The sequence below is a fragment of the Spirillospora sp. NPDC047418 genome (assembly GCF_040643275.1).
Classification (GTDB): domain Bacteria; phylum Actinomycetota; class Actinomycetes; order Streptosporangiales; family Streptosporangiaceae; genus Spirillospora.
The window spans coordinates 1-18,189 of record NZ_JBEYTW010000055.1; the positions used below are offsets into that span (position 1 = coordinate 1).

The 18,189-nt window shown below is 73.5% G+C and carries 13 protein-coding genes; 4 read left to right on the top strand and 9 right to left on the bottom strand.

Features of this window, described 5'->3' with window-relative positions; translation table 11 throughout:
- Positions 1–81: 81 nt before the first annotated feature.
- A complete protein-coding gene (locus ABZ806_RS28640) occupies positions 82–1,677 on the bottom strand; it encodes an alpha/beta hydrolase (RefSeq protein ID WP_500220511.1) in 1,596 nt (531 codons plus the stop codon).
- Between the two features lie 241 nt (positions 1,678–1,918).
- Between ABZ806_RS28640 and ABZ806_RS28645 the strand changes: the two genes are divergently transcribed.
- Positions 1,919–2,800 (top strand): phosphatase PAP2 family protein, encoded by an 882-nt coding sequence (locus tag ABZ806_RS28645; RefSeq protein WP_500220512.1) that lies wholly within the window; start codon positions 1,919–1,921, stop codon positions 2,798–2,800.
- Positions 2,801–2,883: 83 nt separating this feature from the next.
- On the opposite strand, the gene ABZ806_RS28650 is transcribed toward ABZ806_RS28645, so the two are convergent.
- The 5 genes from ABZ806_RS28650 to ABZ806_RS28670 form a co-directional block, all read right to left on the bottom strand.
- Positions 2,884–5,952 carry a bifunctional [glutamine synthetase] adenylyltransferase/[glutamine synthetase]-adenylyl-L-tyrosine phosphorylase gene (locus ABZ806_RS28650; RefSeq protein WP_500220513.1) on the bottom strand — a complete coding sequence of 1,023 codons (3,069 nt, stop codon included), beginning with the start codon at positions 5,950–5,952 and terminating at the stop codon, positions 2,884–2,886.
- 46 nt (positions 5,953–5,998) lie between these two features.
- Positions 5,999–7,360, bottom strand: a complete 1,362-nt coding sequence (glnA2, locus tag ABZ806_RS28655; protein ID WP_500220514.1) for a gamma-glutamylpolyamine synthetase GlnA2 — start codon at positions 7,358–7,360, stop codon at positions 5,999–6,001.
- 150 nt (positions 7,361–7,510) lie between these two features.
- Complete coding sequence (locus ABZ806_RS28660) at positions 7,511–8,293, bottom strand: amino acid ABC transporter ATP-binding protein (protein ID WP_500220515.1); 783 nt, start codon at positions 8,291–8,293, stop codon at positions 7,511–7,513.
- Positions 8,290–9,156: an amino acid ABC transporter permease gene (locus ABZ806_RS28665; protein ID WP_500220516.1), complete on the bottom strand. Its 867-nt coding sequence runs from the start codon at positions 9,154–9,156 to the stop codon at positions 8,290–8,292. The genes ABZ806_RS28660 and ABZ806_RS28665 overlap by 4 nt, the downstream gene beginning before the upstream one ends.
- Positions 9,114–9,938: a transporter substrate-binding domain-containing protein gene (locus tag ABZ806_RS28670; RefSeq protein WP_500220517.1), complete on the bottom strand. Its 825-nt coding sequence runs from the start codon at positions 9,936–9,938 to the stop codon at positions 9,114–9,116. The genes ABZ806_RS28665 and ABZ806_RS28670 overlap by 43 nt, the downstream gene beginning before the upstream one ends.
- 196 nt (positions 9,939–10,134) lie before the next feature.
- On the opposite strand from ABZ806_RS28670, the gene ABZ806_RS28675 reads away from it, so the two are divergent.
- Positions 10,135–11,136: a terpene synthase family protein gene (locus ABZ806_RS28675; protein WP_500220518.1), complete on the top strand. Its 1,002-nt coding sequence runs from the start codon at positions 10,135–10,137 to the stop codon at positions 11,134–11,136.
- 105 nt (positions 11,137–11,241) lie between these two features.
- Here the strand turns inward: ABZ806_RS28675 and ABZ806_RS28680 are convergent, their stop codons facing one another.
- Positions 11,242–12,210 carry an ArsR/SmtB family transcription factor gene (locus ABZ806_RS28680; protein ID WP_500220519.1) on the bottom strand — a complete coding sequence of 323 codons (969 nt, stop codon included), beginning with the start codon at positions 12,208–12,210 and terminating at the stop codon, positions 11,242–11,244.
- Positions 12,211–12,265: 55 nt separating this feature from the next.
- On the opposite strand from ABZ806_RS28680, the gene ABZ806_RS28685 reads away from it, so the two are divergent.
- Complete coding sequence (locus ABZ806_RS28685; protein WP_500220520.1) at positions 12,266–13,525, top strand: MDR family MFS transporter; 1,260 nt, start codon at positions 12,266–12,268, stop codon at positions 13,523–13,525.
- Between the two features lie 32 nt (positions 13,526–13,557).
- The gene (locus ABZ806_RS28690) at positions 13,558–15,339 is read left to right on the top strand and encodes an NAD+ synthase (RefSeq protein WP_500220521.1); all 1,782 of its coding nucleotides are present in this window, start codon (positions 13,558–13,560) and stop codon (positions 15,337–15,339) included.
- A gap of 6 nt (positions 15,340–15,345) precedes the next feature.
- Here ABZ806_RS28690 and ABZ806_RS28695 read toward each other — a convergent pair whose 3' ends face one another.
- Both ABZ806_RS28695 and ABZ806_RS28700 read right to left on the bottom strand, forming a co-directional pair.
- The gene (locus tag ABZ806_RS28695; protein ID WP_500220522.1) at positions 15,346–17,469 is read right to left on the bottom strand and encodes a SpoIIE family protein phosphatase; all 2,124 of its coding nucleotides are present in this window, start codon (positions 17,467–17,469) and stop codon (positions 15,346–15,348) included.
- Positions 17,470–17,594: 125 nt separating this feature from the next.
- A complete protein-coding gene (locus ABZ806_RS28700; RefSeq protein ID WP_500220523.1) occupies positions 17,595–18,182 on the bottom strand; it encodes a TetR/AcrR family transcriptional regulator in 588 nt (195 codons plus the stop codon).
- Positions 18,183–18,189 lie beyond the last annotated feature (7 nt).

The following is an 18,189-nucleotide window of genomic DNA, read 5'->3' on the forward strand; positions in this document are numbered from 1 at the left end:
ACACACCTTCTTTTCGGGGGGAGTTTTTTTTAATCCCGCCCCCCCAAAAAAAACACCACGCCGCAGGTCAACGCGGCTGGTCTAGCCGCAGGTCGTGGACGGCGCGGGGAGGCGGCCCTGTAGGAGGTAGGCGTCGACGGCCTTGCGGATGCACGGATCCCCGGTGTCGTAGGCGCCGTGGCCCTCGCCGTTGAGGGTGAGGAGTACGGCCTGCCCGCCGAGTTCGCGTACCAGGGCCGGCGCCCACGCGTACGGGGTGGCGGGGTCGCCGGTGTTGCCGACGACGAGGATCGGCGCGGCGGACGGGGCGGACACCTCGCGGGCCGCGCCGTCGTCCCGCGCGGGCCAGCCGGTGCACTGCAGCAGGCTCCACGCCATCGACGCGCCGAAGACCGGCGAGGCGTTGCGGAACTTCGGCAGCAGCCGGCGGACGTCGGCGGGCGTGTAGCGGTCGGCGGTGTCCGCGCAGGTGATGGCGGTGTTGGCGGCGGACAGGTTGCTGTACGTCCCGTCCTCGGCGCGGCCGTTCTGGACGTCGGCGAGCATCAGCAGCAGCGATCCGTCGCGGCGCTTCACCGCGTCCACCAGGCCCTGCGCGAGGTACGGCCAGGCGTCGCGGGAGTACAGCGCCGCGGCGACGCCGGCCGTGCCGAGGCTCTGCGTGAGCTCGCGGCCGGACGAGGTGGCCAGCGGCCTCCGGTCGAGCCCGGCGAGGATCCGGCCGACGGACGCGGTGACCGACGGGCCGTCGGCCCCGAGCGGGCAGGACTCGCGCCCGAGCCGGGCGCAGGCCGCGGCGAAGTCGCCGAGGGCGCGCTGGAACGCGGCCGCCTGCTGGAGGGCGAGGTCGGCGCCGCCGATCCGGGTGTCCACGGCGCCGTCGAGGACGGCCCGGCCGACGCTGCCGGGGAACTGGTGGGCGTAGACGCCGCCGAGCCAGGTGCCGTAGGAGATGCCGAAGTAGCGCAGCTTCTCCTCGCCGAGCGCGACGCGGATCATCTCCATGTCGCGGGCGGCGTTCACGGTGCCGACGTGGGGCAGCAGGCCGCCGGAGCGGGCCGCGCAGCCGCGCGCGTAGCCGGCGCGGGCCTCGGTGTAGGCGGTCTGCTCGGCGCCGGTGTCGGGGCTGTCGTCCATGGCGGCGAGTTCGTCCATGCGCCGGCCGTCCACGCACCGCACGGCGCTGCTGCGCCCGACGCCGCGGGGGTCGAAGCCGATCAGGTCGTACCGGGTGCGGAGGGCGGCGTACTGCCCGGCGACCTGGGCGAGGGCGTCGACGCCCGCGCCGCCGGGGCCGCCGAAGTTGAACAGCAGCGAGCCGATGCGGTGCCGCCGGTCGGTCGCCGGCACCCTGATGAGGGCGATGCCGATCTTCGCGCCGGACGGCCGGGAGTAGTCGAGCGGCACCCGGAGCGTCGCGCACCGGACACCGGCCGGCCGTTTCCCGCCCGGCGGCGGGGAGGGCAGGCCCGTGCAGCGCTTCCACCGCGGCGGCGCGGCGGGAGGCGGGACGAGCGGCGGCGCGGCGGGCGGCGGAGGCGTGCCGAGCGCGGCGCGGGGGACGCCGGCGGTCGTGCGCCCCTGCCCCGTCATTCCCGGGAGGGAGATCAGACCGGAAACGGCCAGCGCCGCGGCGGACACCAGTGCAATGCCGGGTATGGCCCGATACCTGGCCATTCGTCCCTCCGTTCGTGTCACGGGGGGCGATCGGGACCTACCCAGGGCCTCCTATGCTGACTCCTGATCAACTCCATAGGCTCCGCACGAGGAGGGAAGCGCGGGAGGAACCGCCGGGCGTCCCCAAGGCCCTCCCCCGAAAGTCCGGATACCGCATCAGGGTCGTACTACTCAAGGCTGAGATGAAGACCATTCATTGCGGTGATCTCATTCAGGGGGCCCTGAGGCAAAGATAGGTAGCATGGCTCAACCCGCCCCCCCAGCAGCCCGCAGAGGCCAGGCCGCCACGCGGATGCGGCACCGGGTGCTCACCGCGCCCCCGGTCTGGCGCGAGCTCCTGCTGGTGGTCCTCTTCTACACCGGATATACGCTGACGCGCGTCGTGCTGGTTCAGGACGGCACGGGCCCGGCGTTCGCCCACGCGGAAGAGATCCTGCGCCTGGAGCGCGACCTGGGGCTGGACGTCGAGCTGAACCTCAACCACACGCTGCTGGCCGTGCCGTGGCTCGCCCGGACCGCCAACATCTTCTACGCCACGATGCACTTCATCGTGACGCTCGGCGTCGTCGTCTGGCTGTACCGCTACCGGCCGCAGCACTACCGGTGGCTGCGCGCGTCCATCATGATCGCCACCGGGGTGGCGCTGATCGGCTTCTGGCTGTACCCGCTCGCCCCGCCGCGGTTCCTGCACAGCGAGGGCTTCGTCGACCCGGTGACCGCGCTGCACTCGCTCGGCCTGTACGCCAGCGACGCGTCCGGAAGCCTCACCAACCAGTACGCGGCGATGCCGTCCATGCACGCCGGCTGGTCGCTGTGGTGCGGGATCATCCTGGTCAGGCTGGCGACGCCGCTGTGGGCCAAGGCCCTCGGCGCGCTGTACCCCGCGACGACCGTGTTCGTGATCTTGTCGACCGCCAACCACTACGTGCTGGACGCGGTGGCCGGGATGGCGCTGATCGGCGGCGCGCTGACCGTGTCGTGGCTGCTCTACATGCGCTGTCCCGTGCCGATCCTCATCGCGCGGGCCCGCATCACCCACCGGCTCGCGCAGCGCGGCGGGCGCACCGCGAGCCGCTCGGGGGCCGGGTCCGCCGCCGCGCCCTGCCGGGCCGGCCGGCCCTGACCGGCGTACGACCCCGGCGGTACGTACGACCCTGGTAGTACGTCGCCGCCCCCGGTGGTGTGGTATTCGGCGGGCCCCGAGTGCTACTCGGCGCCGTAGAACACGCGGTCGACGACGGCCCGCGCACGGCGGGTGTGGCGGCGGTAGTCCTCCAGCAGGTCCCCCGGCCCGGGGTAGCCGAGGACGCGGGTGACGGCGCTGCGCTCCCGGTGGTGGTCGGTCGGCAGCAGGTCGGACGCGCGGCCCCGCACCAGCATGATCGCGCCCCTGATGCGGGTGGCCAGGCACCACGCCTCGGCGAGGACCTCGGCGTCGGCGGCGTCCAGGAGCCGGGCCCGCACCGCGGCGTCCAGCGCGTCCAGCGTGCGGGTGGTGCGCAGCCCCGGGACCTCGTGCGCGTGCCTGAGCTGGAGGATCTGCGCGACCCACTCGACGTCGGCGAGACCGCCCGGCCCGAGCTTGGTGTGCAGCCGCCGCTCGACGCCGCGCGGCAGCCGCTCGGACTCCATCCGCGCCTTCAGCCGGCGGATCTGCCGGACGGCGTCCTCGCCGATGCCGCCCTCCGGCCAGCGGACCGGGTCGATCAGCGCGCGGAACCGGTCGCGCAGCCCCGCGTCGCCGATCAGCGGGTCGGCGCGCAGCAGCGCCTGCGCCTCCCACGGCTCCGACCAGCGGGCGTAGTAGGCGGCATAGGACGCGAGGGTGCGCACCAGCGGCCCCTGCCGGCCCTCCGGGCGCAGGTTCGGGTCGATCACCAGCGGCGGGTCGGGGGCGGGCAGCGCCAGCAGCCGGCGCAGCTCCTCGGCGACGGCGTGCGCGGCGCGCCCGGCGGCCGCCTCGTCCGCGCCGGGCAGCGGATCGTGCACGAACATGACGTCGGCGTCGCTGCCGTAGCCGAGCTCGTGCCCGCCGAACCGGCCCATCGCGACGACCGCCGTCCGGGTCGGCAGCGGCGCCCCCGCCGCCAGCTCGACCTTGTGCACGGCCGCCGCCAGCGCGGCCTCGATCGTGACGGTGGCGATGCCGGTCAGGGCGTCCCCGACCGTCCGGACATCGGTCAGGCCGAGCAGGTCGGCCACCGCCACCCGGAACAGCTCCCGGCGCCGCAGCCCGCGCACCACCCCGACGGCCTCCTCCGCCGACCGGCCCCCCTCGCCGGTGTCCTGCCGGAGGGACGGCCCCCCGGACGCTCCGGCGGAGCCCCCGTACCGCCGGACCGCCGCCAGCGCCTCGGCGCGCAGCGCCTCCTCCGGGCGCGGGGCCAGATCGCCCTCGCCGCCGAGCAGCGCGACCGCCTCGGGGGCGCGCAGCAGCAGGTCGGTGGCGTAGCGGCTGGAGCCGAGCACCCACGCCATCCGCTCGGCGACCGTCACCTCGTCGCGCAGCAGCCGCAGGTACCAGGGCGTGGTGCCGAGCGCGTCGCTGACCTGCCGGAACCCGAGCAGGCCCGCGTCCGGGTCGGGGGCGTCGGCGAACCAGCCGAGCATCACCGGCAGCAGCGTCCGCTGGATCGCCGCACGCCGCGACACCCCCGAGCTCAGCGCCTCGATGTGCCGCAGCGCGCCCGCCGGGTCGGCGTAGCCGAGCGCCTCCAGCCGGGTCCGGGCGGCCTCGGGCGTGAGCCGCGCCTCCTCCCCCGGCAGCCGCGCCACGGCCCGCAGCAGCGGCCGGTAGAACAGCTTCTCGTGGATGCGGCGGACCTCCCGCGCGTGCCGCCGCCACAGCGCGGTGAACTCCCCCACCGGGTCGGTGCGCAGCCCGAGCGCCCGGCCGAGGCGGCGCAGGCCGTCCGCGTCGTCCGGGACGAGATGGGTGCGGCGCAGCCGGTGCAGCTGGACGAGGTGCTCCACCCGCCGCAGGAACCGGTACGCCGACGTCAGCACCGCCGCGTCGTCGCGCCCGACGTAGCCGCCCCTCGACAGGGCGTCCAGCGCGTCCAGGGTGGCCCGGTCCCGCAGGGTCTCGTCGGCGCGGCCGTGCACGAGCTGGAGCAGCTGCACCGAGAACTCCACGTCGCGCAGCCCGCCCGGCCCGAGCTTGAGCTGCCGCTCGGCGTCGGCGGTGCGCCGGTCCAGGTCCGTCTCGACGCGGCGCCGCATCGCCTGGACGTCCTCGACGAAGCTCTCGCCCTCGGCGGCCTTCCACACGATCGGGGTGACCATGTCGAGATAGCGGGCGCCGAGGTCGGCGTCCCCGGCGAGGGGACGGGCCTTCAGCAGCGCCTGAAACTCCCACGTCTTGGCCCACCGCTCGTAGTAGGCGCGGTGGCTGGCCAGGGTCCGCACCAGCGGCCCGGCCTTGCCCTCGGGGCGCAGCGCCGCGTCGACCTCCCACAGCGCGCCCTCCTCGGTACTGGCCGAGCACGCCCGCATCATCGCCGACGCCAGCCGGGTCGCGGTGCGCAGCGCCACGTCCTCGTCCTGCCCGTCCCGCGCTTCCGCCACGAAGATCACGTCGACGTCGCTCACGTAATTCAGCTCGCGGCCCCCGGCCTTGCCCATGCCGATCACGGCGAGCCGGCACGTCCCGTGCTCGGGGACGCCGGCGCGGGCGATCGCCAGGCCCGCCTCCAGCGCGGCGGCGGCGAGGTCGGCCAGCTCGGCGGCGACCTCGGCGACGTCCGCCGACCCGATCAGGTCGCGGCCGGCCAGCGCGAGCAGCCGCCGGCGGTAGGCGACGCGGAGCGCGGCGAGCGCGCCGTCGCCCCCGGCCACCGGCTCCCCGGCGGACAGGTCGGCGCCCACCGCGGTCAGCAGTTCGGCGCGGGGGTCCCCGGCCGGGGCGGCCGGGCCGTCGCGCAGCACCCGCCAGTGGTCCGGGTGCCGGGCCAGGTGGTCGCCGAGCGCGGCGCTCACCCCGAGCACGGCCGTCAGCCGCTCCCGCGTCCCCGGCTCGGCGGCCAGGGCCCCGCGCAGCTCGCCGCCGACGCCGTGCTCGTCGGCGGACGCGAGGAGGCGCAGCAGCCCGTCCAGCGCGAGGTCGGGGTCGGCAGTACCGCCGAGCGCGTCGAGGAGGTCGTCGGCGGGCCGCGACCCGGTGCCGCGCTCGGCGTCCCGCAGCAGCCACTCGGCGCGCGCCGCGTCGGTGAAGCCGAGCCGCGCGAGGCGCCCGGCGAGAGAGGAACGGCGTTCGGGCGTCCGCGACTCGGTCACACCGCCAACCGTAGCCCGGCAGAGGGCGCCGAGCGGAGCCCGGCCGTTAGAGGACCGCCAGGAGGCGCCTGCGCTCGAACTCGGTCACCTGGCGGCGGTAGTCCTCCCACTCCTGCCTCTTGTTGCGCAGGAAGAAGTCGAACACGTGCTCGCCGAGGACGTCCGCCATCAGCTCGCTGCGCTCCATCGCGTGGATCGCGTCGTCGAGGTCCTGCGGCAGCGGCTCGATGCCGAGGGCGCGCCGCTCGGCGACGGTCAGCGCCCACACGTCGTCCTCGGCGCCCGGCGGCAGCTCGTAGCCCTCCTCGATGCCCTTCAGCCCGGCGCCGAGGATCGCCGCGAACGCCAGGTAGGGGTTCGCGGCCGTGTCCAGCGACCGGAACTCGATGCGGGTCGAGTGGCCCTTGTGCGGCTTGTACATCGGGACGCGGACGAGCGCCGACCGGTTGTTGTGCCCCCAGCAGATGTAGGACGGGGCCTCTCCCCCGGCGCCGGCGGCCGAGCCGACGTTGCCCCACAGCCGCTTGTAGGAGTTGACCCACTGGTTGCACACCGCGGTGATCTCCGCGGAGTGCCGCAGCAGCCCCGCGATGAACGCCCGCCCGACCTTGGACAGCTTGAACTCCGCGCCCGGCTCGTAGAAGGCGTTGCGGTCGCCCTCGAACAGCGACATGTGGGTGTGCATGCCCGAGCCGGGGTGCTCGGTGAACGGCTTCGGCATGAAGGACGCGTGCACGCCCTGCTCCAGCGCGACCTCCTTCATCACCAGCCGGAACGTCATGATGTTGTCGGCGGTGGTGAGCGCGTCGGCGTACCGGAGGTCGATCTCCTGCTGGCCCGGGGCGCCCTCGTGGTGGCTGTACTCCACCGAGATGCCCATCGCCTCCAGCATCATGATCGCGTTGCGCCGGAAGTCGTGCGCGGCGCTGTGCGGGGTGTGGTCGAAGTAGCCGCCGGAGTCGGCGGGCTCGGGCTCGCTGCCGTCCTCGGGCTTGTTGTTGAGCAGGAAGAACTCGATCTCGGGATGGGTGTAGAAGGTGAACCCGAGGTCGGCGGCCCGGCCCAGCGCGCGCTTCAGCACGTAGCGGGGGTCGGCGAAGCTCGGCGTCCCGTCGGGCATGAGGATGTCGCAGAACATCCGGCCCACGCCCGGGGACTCCGAGCGCCAGGGCAGCACCTGGAAGGTGGCCGGATCGGGCTTGGCGATCATGTCGGCCTCGTACACCCGCGCGAAGCCCTCGATCGCCGACCCGTCGAAGCCGATGCCCTCGCCGAACGCGCCCTCCAGCTCGGCGGGGGCGACGGCCACCGACTTCAGGAACCCGAGCACGTCGGTGAACCACAGCCGGATGAAGCGGATGTCGCGCTCCTCCAGCGTGCGGAGCACGAACTCCTGCTGACGCTCCAAAGCCTTCTCCCTCGGTACTGCCCTGCCGGTGTCATCGGGGCGGGGGACGCATGCCGGCCGCGAGAGACGGTCCGGCTACCTCGCAGTATGCCCGGTCGCTGTTACCACGACGTTACGTCCGGCCTTTCCCGCTGACGGGAAGATATCCGACTAGTCACCCTCCCCGATCCGCGCGGCGGCCGGATCGAGGACGCGGGACAGGAACGCCCTGGTCCGCTCGTGCGCCGGATCGGCGATCACCTGCTGCGGCGGGCCCTCCTCGACGACCACGCCGCCGTCCATGAACACCACCCGGTCGGCGACCTCCCGCGCGAAGCTCATCTCGTGGGTGACGACGAGCATGGTCATCCCCGCCTCGGCGAGCGAGCGCATCACGCCGAGGACGTCGCCGACCAGTTCGGGGTCGAGGGCGGACGTCGGCTCGTCGAACAGCATCACCTCCGGGCCCATCGCGAGCGCGCGGGCGATCGCCACGCGCTGCTGCTGCCCGCCCGACAGCTGCGCCGGATAGGAGCCGACCTTGTCGGCCAGCCCGACCCGCTCCAGGTTCTCCCGCGCGATCTTCTCGGCCTCCGCCTTGTCCCGCTTCAGCACCTTCCGCTGCGCGATCATCACGTTGCCGAGGGCCGTCAGGTGCGGGAACAGGTTGAACGACTGGAACACCATGCCGATCCGGCGGCGAACGGCGTCGATGTCCACCTCCGGGTCGGTGACGTCGGCGCCGGCGACCCGGATCGTCCCCGCCGACGGCTCCTCCAGCAGGTTGACGCAGCGCAGCAGCGTCGACTTGCCGGAACCGGACGGGCCGATCACGCACACGACCTCGCCCGGCTCGACATGGAAGTCGATGCCGCGCAGCACCTCGTTCGTCCCGAACGACTTGCGCAGCCCGGTGATCTCGATCGCGTTCGTTCGCGTGTCGAGGGTCGTCATCGCTGCCCCCTGCGCTGCCGCGCCTCCAGCCGCCGGGCCAGCAGGCTCAGCGGGATCGTGATGATCAGATAGCAGATCCCGGCCACGATGATCGGGGTCGTGTTGCCGACCTGGCCCGCCAGGTCGCGGCCGAATTTCGTCAGCTCCCGCTGCTCCAGGGTGATGCCGAGGAACAGCACCAGCGAGGAGTCCTTGCAGAGCAGCACCAGCTGGTTGGTGAGCGGAGGGATGATGATCCGAAACGCCTGCGGGATAATGATCGACCGCATCGCGCGGGCATGCGACATGCCGAGCGAGCGCGCCGCCTCCATCTGGCCCTTCGGGACGGCCTCGATGCCGGCCCGGATGGTCTCGGCCATGTAGGCGCCCGCCGTCAGGCCGAGGGCCAGGCCGGTCTGCCCGACCGCGCCGCCCGGCACGGTGGTGCCGAAGGCCAGCGGCACGCCGACGCTGATGAAGATGAAGATCAGCAGCAGCGGGAGGCCGCGGAAGACCTCGATGAACCCGGCGGCGAACCACCGGTAGGGCGCGACCGACGACAGCCGCATCAGCGCGATGACGAGGCCGAGCACCAGGCCGATCCCGAAGCCGGTGACGGTGTACACGGCCGTGTTGCGCAGCCCGACCGTGATGACGTCGGGGAACAGGTCCTTCGCGACGTCCCAGTTCGCGAAGTTGAGCCGCAGGGTGGGCCAGTCGGCGAGCAGCACGACCGCGACCACGACCAGCGCGAAGAGGCCGTACTGCCCGCCGAGCGACAGCTGCCGGCGGCGCCGGCGGGACAGCCCGCCCGGCGCCGCCGCCTTGATCGGTTCCGCGGTCACGAGCCGCCGCCGGCGCCCGCGGGCATCGGACCGATCCACTTCTCGTAGATCTTCTTGTAGGTGCCGTCCGACTTCGCCTGCGCGATGACCTCGTTGGTGAGCTTCACCAGCGCCGGGTTGTGGTCCTTGCGCATCCACATGCCGTACTGCTCGCCGGTGTTCAGGTTCACGACGATCTCGTAGGCCGAGTTCGCCGGGTCCTTCAGCCAGCCCTTGACGACCGGGTCGTCCTGGACGATCACGTCGACCTGGCCGGTGCGCAGCCCGTTCAGCTCGGCGTTGGAGTTGTCGAACGAGCGCGGGTCGAAGCCCTTGTCCTTGACGTAGTCCTCACCGGTCGTGCTCGCCTGGGAGCCCAGCTTCAGCTTCTTGGCCTTGACGTCCTCCAGCGAGGTGACGCCGCTGCCCTTCTTCGCCATCAGCGACTGGGTGGCGTCGAAGTACGGGTCGGAGACGTCCATGAACTTCACCCGGTCGGGCTTGATCGTCATGCCGCCCATCTGGATGTCGCACTTGCCCGCGTTCAGCGCCGCCCCGGTCTTCATCGTCTCGAAGGGGGTGTCCACGACCTTCTGCGTGACGCCGAGCTTCTTGGCGACCAGGTCGATGATGTCCACGTCGAAGCCGACGACCTTGCCCGACTTCTTGTCCTCCGACTGGAACGGCGGGTAGGGCAGATGGGTGCAGGACGTCAGCGCGCCCTTCTCGACGAGCTTCACGCCCTGCACGGTGGCGCCGTCGTCGCCGCCGCACGCGGTCGCCGTCAGCGCCAGGGCCGCCAGGCCGGCGCCCAGTGCCCATCGCACGGTCCCTCTGGACACTTTTCCTCCTGTTTGAGCGTGTTGCTGATCACCGAACTATCGCACGCCGCGCCCGCCCCCGGCAGGGGCGACCGGACGGGACGGACATGACCGCCCCCAGAGATCCGTTTCCCGGAAATTGACGTGGCGATCATGGTCGCTCGACGAAGTGATCATTAGCGTGAACAGGGTCGTGGACATCTCTCTTCTTCTCTCGATGAGCGACCGGGTGCCCGCGCTGGCGACCCCGTCGGCCATGCACCCGGAGTCGTGGCGGCTGTGCGCGCAGGTGGAGACCTGGGCCCGCGGCCGGGGCCTCGTGCTCGGGGACCCGGACACCTCGCCGCTCGGCCGGGCCCGCTGCGAACGGCTCGCCGCCCGCGTCCTGCCGTCCGCCGACCTCGCCGGGGTGGACCTGCTCGCGCGCTGGCTGGTCTGGACGCTCGCGCTCGACGACACCATGGACCATCCGCCGCTCGCCGACAGCGGCAGCGCCGTGCACGCCCTGTACGACGACCTGCTGCGCGCGATGCGGCGCGGCCACGCCCGGCCGGGCGCGCGGCCGCTGGAGGCCGCGCTGGTGGAGCTGTGGCACGCCACGTCCAGGCACATGAGCCGCGACTGGCGGCGCAGGTTCATGCTGCAACTGGAGTCGCACCGGGACGGGTGCGCCGAGGAGTCGGTCAACCGCCGGATCCGGCACGTCCCGACGGAGGCGGAGTACGCGCCGCTGCGCCGCCGCGCGTGCGGGCCGTTCATGTACGACCTGGTCGAACCGGTCCTCGGCGTCGAACTGCCGGCGCGGCTGCTGCGCACGCCCCGCTGGAAGACCCTCGCCGACGGCGTCGCCGACGTCGTGGCCTGGTCCAACGACCTCGCCTCGCACGACCTGGAGTCGGCCCGCGGCGACGTCCACGACCTGCCCGCCGTGCTCGCCCGCACCCGCGGGCTCGACGCCGCGCAGGCCGCCGCCGCGGTCACCGAGAAGATCGTCGACCGGCTGGAGGAGGCGTGGGCGGCGGCGCGGCGGCTGCCGGAGATGCTGGACCGGCTGGAGCTGACCGTCGCGCAGCGCGCCGCCGCCGCGCAGGTCGTGAAGGTGCTGCTGGACACGCCGCGCGCCCACCTCGACTGGCTCGCCGAGTCCGGCCGCTACGAGCGGGAGTCGGCGCCCGGCACCGGCCCGCTGCGCCTGGACGCACTCGCCTCACTCCGCTGACGCACCGTCCACAAAGGGCCACCACAACGTTGATCTGCGGCGTGTTGTTGTTTTCGACGCGCTCATAACAACAACACGCCGCAGGTCAACGGAGTCGGTGGGGCTTTAGCCGTCGGCGAGGGTGTCGCCGGACGGGGTGCGGACGTAGAGGACTCGGCGGCCCATGCGGTGCCCGGTGACGAGGCCGCACGCGCGCAGGACGCCGAGGTGCTGGCTGACCGCGCCGGCCGTCACGCCGAGCCGCCGGGCCAGGTCGGTCGTCGAGGCGGGCCGGGCCAGCGCGGCGAGCAGTTCGGCGCGGCGCCGGCCGATGAGCGCGGCGAGGGCGTCCGCCCTCGGCTCGGCCGGGCGGCCGCTCTCCCAGAGCGTCGCCACGCCGCGCGGCGGATAGCTGAGCATCGGCTGGTAGGGCGGCACCATCACCGACACGTTCGGCCACACGAACGCGCTCGGGACGAGCAGCATCCCGCGTCCGGCCGGTTCGCCGCGAAAGCTCCAGCGCCGGTCGACGGTCAGCGTCCCGTCGCGCCAGGACACCGCCTCGTGCAGGTCTCCGAAGACCCCGGCGGCCCCTTCGGCGGCGAGCGCGCCGGCGCGGCGCACGACCTCCCCCTCCAGCAGGTCGCGGACGCGCGGCCAGAACGGCTCCACCGCGACCTCCCAGTACCGTTCGAGCAGGCCGGCGAGCCGCTCCAGGGTGCGCGCGGGGTCGGCGGCCAGGGCCAGCCGGGCCGGTCCCGGCCGGTTCCCGCGCTCGGTCCAGCGCAGTTCGGCGGCGACGACCGCGGGCGGCGTCGCCCGCACGACCGCCAGTTCGGCGCCGATGTCGGGCAGCGGGGTCCGCGGCGGCGGGGTCAGGAAGTCCGGGATGTAGCCGGCCGGCGGGACGACCGCGAACAGCGGCTCCAGGCCGAGCCCGCGCAGCCGCGGCCGGACGGTGCGCGCCCACGGCAGGTGCAGGGCGTGGCCGGACGGGTCGGCCAGGACCCGCAGGCTGCGCACCATCTCCCACAGCGGCGAGAACGCGAACCGGACGCGGGCCACGTCGTCCGGCGCGAACACGAACTCGATCATTTAGTCCAGGCTAAATGATTACCGCCCGCGCGGCGGACGCCCCACGATCGGGCGGGTGACCACTCTGGAAGACCCTCCCGCCGCGCCCGGGCGGGGCGGGATCGCGGCGTTCCTGCACCCGCGCGTCGGCGGGTTCCCGCGGCCGTTCTGGGTGCTGTGGGCGGGGACCCTGCTCAACCGGCTCGGCACCATGGTCGAGCCGTTCCTCGGGCTCTACCTGACGACGATGCGGGGGCTGTCGCTGGCGCAGGCGGGCGTGGTGATGGCGGTGCTCGGCGCGGGCTCGCTCGGCGGCCAGATCGCCGGCGGCCTGCTCGCCGACCGGCTCGGCCGGCGCCCGACGCTGACGCTCGCGACCGTCGGCACCGGCGCGGCGATGCTCGCGCTCGGCTACGCGCAGGGGATCGCCGCGATCGTCGCGGCGGCGCTGCTGCTCGGCGTCCTGCTGGACATGTACCGGCCCGCGGCGCAGGCGATGGTGGCCGACATCATCTCCCCCGCCGACCGCCCGCGCGCGTTCGGGCTGCTGTTCTGGGCGATCAATCTCGGCTGGGCGGTCGCGATGGTGCTCGGCGGGACGCTCGCGCAGCAGGGCTTCCTGTGGCTGTTCTGGATCGACGCGCTCACCTGCGCCGGGTTCGGGGTGCTGGTATGGCGGGCGATCCCGGAGACGCGGTCGCGGGACGCCCGGTCCGGGAACCGCGGCGGGTTCGGGCGCGCCCTGCGCGACCGGGTCATGGTCGGCTACGTGCTGGTCACCCTCGTGTACACGTTCGTGCTGATGCAGGGCATGACGACGATGCCGCTCGCCATGAAGGAGGACGGCCTCGGCCCGCAGGCGTACGGCCTCGCCATCGCCGCGAACGGCGTGCTGATCATCATCGTCCAGCCGCTGGTGAACGCGTGGCTGGCCCGGCGCGACCACAGCCTGGTGATGGTCGCCGGATTCATCCTGGTCGGGATCGGCTACGGGCTCACCTCGCTGGCCTCGACCGTCCTCGCCTATACGGCGACGATCCTGGTGTGGACGCTCGGGGAGATCACGGCGGCGTCCGTCCTGCAGGCGGTCGTCGCCGACCTCGCGCCCGCGGACCTGCGCGGCCGGTACGGCGGCCTCTACGGGATGGCGTGGTCGGGCGGCTTCCTGCTGGCGCCGCTCGGCGGCACCCAGCTGCTCGGCACCGGCGGGGCCTCCGTGCTGTGGCTGACCTGCGCGGCACTGGCCCTGGTCGCGGCGGGCGCACAGCTCGCCCTGGCCCCCGCGATCAGGCGCCGGCGGGCCCTCGCGCTCGACGCGCACTTCTCGTCAAAGTGACGAAACCGCCTCCGGCGTTCTACCCTGGGAGGGTGGCACAGCTCAGGATCGCGCTCGCGCAGGTGAACCCGACCGTCGGCGACCTCGACGGCAACGCCGACCTGATCGTGGAATGGAGCCGGCGCGCCGCCGACGCGGGCGCGCACCTGGTCGCCTTCCCCGAGATGATGCTGACCGGCTACCCGGTCGAGGACCTCGCGCTCCGCGCGTCCTTCGTCGAGGCGTGCCGGCGGGCCCTGGACCGGCTCGCCCGCCGGCTCGCCGACGAGGGCCTCGGCGACCTGCCGGTCGTCACCGGCTACCTGGACCGCCGCACGGTCGGCCTGGTCCGCTCCGGGCAGCCCGCCGGGGCGCCGCTGGACGCCGCCGCGTGGCTGCACGGCGGCGAGGTGCTGGTCCGCTCCGCGAAGCACCACCTCCCGAACTACGGCGTCTTCGACGAGTACCGCATCTTCGTGCGCGGCGACCGGCTGCCGGTCGTCCGCGTCCACGGCGTCGACGTCGCCACCGTCATCTGCGAGGACCTCTGGCAGGACGGCGGCCCGGTCAGCGTCACCTCCACGTCCGGCGCCGGCCTGCTGCTGTCCATCAACGCGTCCCCCTACGAGCGCAACAAGGACGACGTCCGCCTCGACCTGTGCGCCGAACGGGCCCGCGAGGCGGGCTGCGCCCTCGCCTACGTCAACATGGTCGGCGGCCAGGACGAACTCGTCTTCGACGGCGACTCGGTCATCGTCGGCCCCGACGGCACCCCTCTCGCCCGCGCGCCGCAGTTCACCGAGCACCTCCTCGTCGCCGACCTCGCGCTGCCCGCCGCCGCGTCCGCCGAAACCGGCCGCACGCCCGTCGACGCCCGGGACGGCACCACGATCACCATCGACCGGCACGTCCTCACCGCGGACCCGCTGCCGGCCTACCCGGTGCTGCCGCAGACCGCCGCCGAGCCCATGGACGACCTCGCCGAGATCTACGCGGCCCTGGTCCTCGGCACCCGCGACTACGTCCGCAAGAACGGCTTCCGCTCGGTCGTCCTCGGGCTGTCCGGCGGCATCGACTCCGCGCTCGTCGCCACCATCGCCGCCGACGCGATCGGCCCGGAGAACGTGCACGCCGTCCTGCTCCCGAGCCGCTACTCCTCCGAGGGCTCCGTCGTGGACGCCGAGGACCTCGTCAAGCGCCAGGGCCTCAACTCGAGCATCGTCCCCATCGCCGACATGGTGGAGGCGTTCGAGAAGCACCTCGACCTGCACGGCCTCGCCGCCGAGAACCTCCAGGCCCGCATCCGCGCCAACGTCTGGATGGCCCTGTCCAACGAGCACGGCCACCTCGTGCTGACCGGCGGCAACAAGAGCGAGCTCGCCACCGGCTACTCCACCCTCTACGGCGACTCCGCCGGCGGCTTCGCCCCCATCAAGGACGTCTTCAAGCTCACCGTCTGGGACCTCGCCCGCTGGCGCAACACCCGGGCGGGCGTCGACCTGCCGTTCCTGCACCCGTTCGCGCAGGAGCCCGTCCCCGAGGCGATCATCGTCAAGGAGCCGTCCGCCGAACTCCGCCCCGACCAGCGCGACCGCGACACCCTCCCCGAGTACACGGTCCTCGACCCGATCCTCGCCGACTACGTCGAACGCGACATGGGCCGCGAGGCCCTGATCGGCGCCGGCCACGACCCGGACCTGGTCGACCGCGCCATCCGCCTGGTCGACCTGGCCGAGTACAAGCGCCGCCAGTACCCGCCGGGCCCGAAGATCACCCCGAAGAACTTCGGCCGCGACCGCCGCCTCCCCATCACCAACCGGTGGCGCGAGAGGTAGCGGGTCTCAGCCCCGGTGGTGGTTCTCGCCCGGCCAGGCCTCCTCGGGCCAGGCGGGGACCTGTTCGGAGGCGTCGGGGTCGATGCCGGGGACGATCTGCTCGCACCACACGACCTTGCCGGCGGCGGTGCGGCGGGTGCCCCAGCGGTGCGCGAGCTGGCTGACGACGAGGAGGCCGCGGCCGTTCTCGTCGTCGTCCTCGGCGCGGCGGAGGCGGGGCAGCGCGGCGGACCGGTCCAGCACCTCGCAGACGAGGGTGCGCTCCAGCAGGAGGCGCAGCACGATGGGGCCGGGCGCGTAGCGGAGCGCGTTGGTGATGAGCTCGGAGGCGAGCAGCTCGGTGGTGTAGTCGAGGTCGTCCAGGCCCCACTCCGCCAGCTTGGAGCTGACGAGGCCGCGGGCGCGGCGGACGGCGGCCGGGTCGGCGGGCAGCGTCCAGGAGGCGTAGCGGTCCTCGGGGAGGCGGCGCAGCCGGGCGATGAGGACGGCGATGTCGTCGCGGTGCTGGTCGGCGTAGACGCCGGCGAGGGTCGCCTTGGCGAGGTCCTCCATGGGGCGGTCGACCGAGTCGGGGCCGAAGATCTTCTGCAGCCGGGCGAGGCCGTCGTCGATGTCGCGGCCCCGGTTCTCGACGAGGCCGTCGGTGTAGATGACGAAGAGGCTGCCGTCCTCGACGGTGAACTCGCGGCTCTCGATGGCGGCGCCGCCCGCGACGCCGAGCGGCGGGGCCGGCGGGACCTGCAGGTACTCGTTGTCGCCCGCGGGGCTCGCCAGCAGCGGCGGCAGGTGCCCGGCGGAGGCGATCTCGATCGTGCCGGTCGTCGCGTCGTACACCGCGTACACGCAGGTCGCGAAGTGCGGCTCCTGCTCGCCGAGCTCGATCATCAGCTCGTGCATGACGTGCAGCGCGTCGGCGGGCGGCAGTTCCAGGTTCGCGAGGGTGTGCAGCGCGGTGCGCAGCCGGCCCATGGTGACGGCGGCGCGGACGCCGTGCCCGGCGACGTCCCCGACGATCAGGGCGACGCGGGCGCCGGGCAGCGCTATGGACTCGTACCAGTCGCCGCCGACCTCGACGAGCTTGCTGCCGGGCAGGTACCGGTGCCGGACCTCGACCGAGGACGGCGCCGACAGCCGCAGCGGCAGCAGGCTGCGCTGCAGCGCGAGGGCGGTGGAGCGCTCGCGGCTGAACTTGCGGGCGTTGTCGATGACGATCGCGGCGCGGGTCGCGAACTCCATGCCGATCTCGACGTCGTAGGCGTCGAACTTGCGGAAGCCGGGGACGCGGGTGCAGGCGATGAAGCCGAGCAGGGTGTCGCGGGCGATCATCGGCAGCAGCACCATCGACACGTCCGACAGCAGCTCGCCGGCCGGTCCGCGCCGCCACAGCCGGCCGATCTCGCTGGCCGCGTCCAGCGTGATGTGCGGCAGGTGGACGGGCCGGGCCGTCTCCATGACCTCCCGGTAGGGAGTGCCCTCGGGGAAGACGAGCACCTCGCCGACGGGGAACGTGGACGTCCACGCCGGGTTGCCGTCGTCGGAGGTGACCGCTATGCGGCGCAGCACCGCCGAGCCCGACTCGCTGTGCACCTCGTCGGAGGCGACCAGGCTCTCCAGCACCAGCACGGACGCGGCGTTGCAGTAGTGCGGGACGACGACGTCGACGAGGCCGCGGGCGGACTGGTCGAGGTCGAGGGACGCGCCGAACCGGGTGAGCTGGTCGTCCATCAGCGCGCGGCGCATGAGGGCCGGGTCCTGGTAGCGCTCGCTCGGCGGCAGCTCGACCCGGACGAACAGCAGCGCGGCGGGCGCGGCGCCCGCGTCGCCGCCGACCATCGGCTGCACGGTGACGAGGGCGTTGCCGGACCCCCCGTCGCCGCGCAGCACGGTCATCACGCCGTTGCGCTCCTGGTCGCCGACCTCCAGCAGGGCCTCCAGCTCGGCCTTGGCCTCGTCCCCCACCAGGTCGGTGGCGGGACGGCCGATCAGGTCCTCTGGGGCCCGGCCGAGGACGGCCCGGGCGTTCGGCCCGCACTGCACGATCCGCCTGGCACCGTCGATGCCCAGGACCAGGGTCCGGGACGGAGAATCGGTGGCGGGCGCATCGCCTCGCGGCGCCATGACGGATCTCACCTGACGCGCTCCAGACAGCCGGTCGTCTCAGCACTACCCAGCGACAGTATGGGGCATGACACCGCCGCGCGGGGAGAAGATCACGGTTACCGTGCCGAAATCGCCCGGGTTGCGTCGTCTGGACGTCACCGCGCGGCCGTTCCGATGCCCCGTATGAGGGTGTCGACGACGGCTTCGGCATGCCCGGCGGGGACGGTCTCCTGCGGCCGCCGCGGCAGCAGCGAGCCGAGCAGCATCGACATCGCCACCTCCACGTCGAGCCCGGCGCGCAGCTCCCCGTTCTCGACGCCGCGGCGCAGCACCCGGCGGACGATGTCGCGGCGCGGCTCGATGATGTCGCGCTTGTAGCGGGCGTACAGCTCGGGATGCCGCTCCGCGCCGCCGGCGACGTTCCAGAAGCACCGCGAGTACCGGTTCTTGCGCTCGTCGGTCAGCGCGAGCGCCAGCTCGACGAGGTCGTCCCGGACGGATCCGCCGGACGGCTCGGGCAGCGGCGCCTTCGCCGCGCCGAGCGCGTCCAGGATCAGCGCGTCCTTGCTGGGCCAGCGCCGGTAGATGGTCGTCTTCCCGACGCCGGCGCGGGCGGCGACGGCCTCGATGGACAGGCCCGCCAGCCCCGGCTCCTCGGCGAGGAGGTCCAGGGCCGCCTCGATGATGGCCTTCTCGGCGCGCTCACTGCGCGGCCGCCCGCCGCGCCGCCCGGTCTCGGTCATGGTTCCC